This is a genomic window from Herbaspirillum sp. VT-16-41 (genome assembly GCF_001994935.1).
Classification (GTDB): Bacteria; Pseudomonadota; Gammaproteobacteria; order Burkholderiales; family Burkholderiaceae_D; genus Herbaspirillum; species Herbaspirillum frisingense.
On record NZ_MUXB01000036.1, the window covers coordinates 1 to 1649 of the forward strand.

At 58.5% G+C, this 1649-nt stretch carries 2 protein-coding genes and 1 pseudogene; 2 read left to right on the forward strand and 1 reads right to left on the reverse strand.

Annotated elements, in window-relative coordinates; translation table 11 throughout:
* A partial coding sequence (locus tag BTM36_RS03890) for a hypothetical protein (protein WP_217349534.1) occupies positions 1–257 on the reverse strand: 257 nt, incomplete at its 3' end.
* Between the two features lie 562 nt (positions 258–819).
* On the opposite strand from BTM36_RS03890, the pseudogene BTM36_RS03895 reads away from it, so the two are divergent.
* Both BTM36_RS03895 and BTM36_RS03900 read left to right on the forward strand, forming a co-directional pair.
* A pseudogene (locus BTM36_RS03895) lies at positions 820–1248 on the forward strand (EF-Tu/IF-2/RF-3 family GTPase); the annotation flags it as partial.
* 148 nt (positions 1249–1396) lie between these two features.
* Positions 1397–1649, forward strand: a 253-nt coding sequence (locus tag BTM36_RS03900) for an SDR family NAD(P)-dependent oxidoreductase (protein ID WP_139347048.1), incomplete at its 3' end; no start/stop codon positions are given.

Here is a 1649-nt window from a genome sequence, read left to right on the forward strand (position 1 = left end):
GCATAGAGCTTGCCCGGCTCCTTCAGGTCTGCAACCAGGCCCGACAGGGCACCCCAGCCCAACGGCGTGCCATCATCCTTCGACGCCGACACGATCTTCGGATAGGCCGGTTCCTGGTCCTTCAACTCATAGATCATGACATGGGAGCGCGCGCCGCCATCCGCGACCAGATCGGATTCATTGGCGGTGACGAACAGATTGCGCGAGGGAATGGCAAGAATGCCTTCCGGGGCGATGCCCGATGGCAGCAGCTGCACGAATTCCGGGTCCTTGCCGGTATCCTTGTAGACGCCGACGACGGAAGCGCGCTCGCTGGCAACGAAGATGTAGTTGGTATCGCCGTATTGCGCGACTTCGGCGTGGTATCATAATAAAGTCAATGTGGGGGTGCGGCCGCCGCTGCCTGCCTTCATGGATACGGTGAAGGCCTTCGCGCAGGGTCCTTATGCAAAGGCTTTGACGGATTTTCCCAAGTTTGACGCGGCGACATTGCAGACACTGAGTGATTATCTCGGCATTTCGCCCGTCGTCCTCACGTCCTGGAGCTTGAATGTCGAGGCGAACAATGGTGCCAATCTCCTTTTCCTGACGACCCTCCTGCAGGATCGGGGGCTGGCGCTGGGGGCCTATGATGGAAGGGTGACTGCCATCGATACGGGAATTGCCGGTCAGATTGACCCTAATTCAGGCGGCAATGATCCGACGATGACCGCCGTGAGCGGCGTCTATACCGCCATGTGGAATACCTATCTGAACGATGAGTTGAAGTTCACGGCTCTGTCACCCTTCGCCGATCTCAACGATCAGGCATTTCAAAATGAACGTGCTGTTGACGGTACCTTCCTGATGCCGGTGGAAGACGTGTTCTCGATCTCTGGCCGTGGCACTGTGGTGACTGGTCGAGTTGAGCGCGGCATCGTCAAGGTCGGCGAGGAAATCGAAATCGTCGGTATCGCTGACACCCAGAAGACCACCTGCACCGGCGTGGAAATGTTCCGTAAGCTGCTGGACCAAGGTCAAGCTGGTGACAACGTTGGCGTTCTGCTGCGTGGTACCAAGCGTGAAGACGTGCAGCGTGGCCAGGTTCTGGCCAAGCCGGGTTCGATCAAGCCGCACAAGCACTTCACCGGCGAGATCTATGTTCTGTCGAAGGACGAAGGCGGTCGTCACACCCCGTTCTTCAACAACTACCGTCCGCAGTTCTACTTCCGTACCACTGACGTGACCGGTGCGATCGAACTGCCGAAGGAGACATGACGGCGCGCGGCCTCAACGAGATTGCGCGGGCGTCAGTCAGCTATCTGAACACAACGGATGAAATTGACCGTCTTTGCGATAATGTTGCCGCTCTTGCTCGGCAGGCCGCTTGACGGAACGAAGGACAGGTGAGGACAGAATGGATCTGGGAATCAGGGGTAAGCGGGCAATCGTCTGCGCGAGTTCAAAAGGGCTCGGTCGCGGCGTTGCGGAGAAGCTGGCGGAAGCAGGTGTCGACCTGACGTTGAATGCCCGCACGGAAGCGGTGCTCCGCGAGACGGCAAAGGAAATCGCCGATACCTACGGCGTCAAGGTGCAGATCGTTGCGGCAGATGTGACGACGGAGCAAGGCCGCAAGGAATTGCTGGCCGCCGAACCGCAACCGGATATTC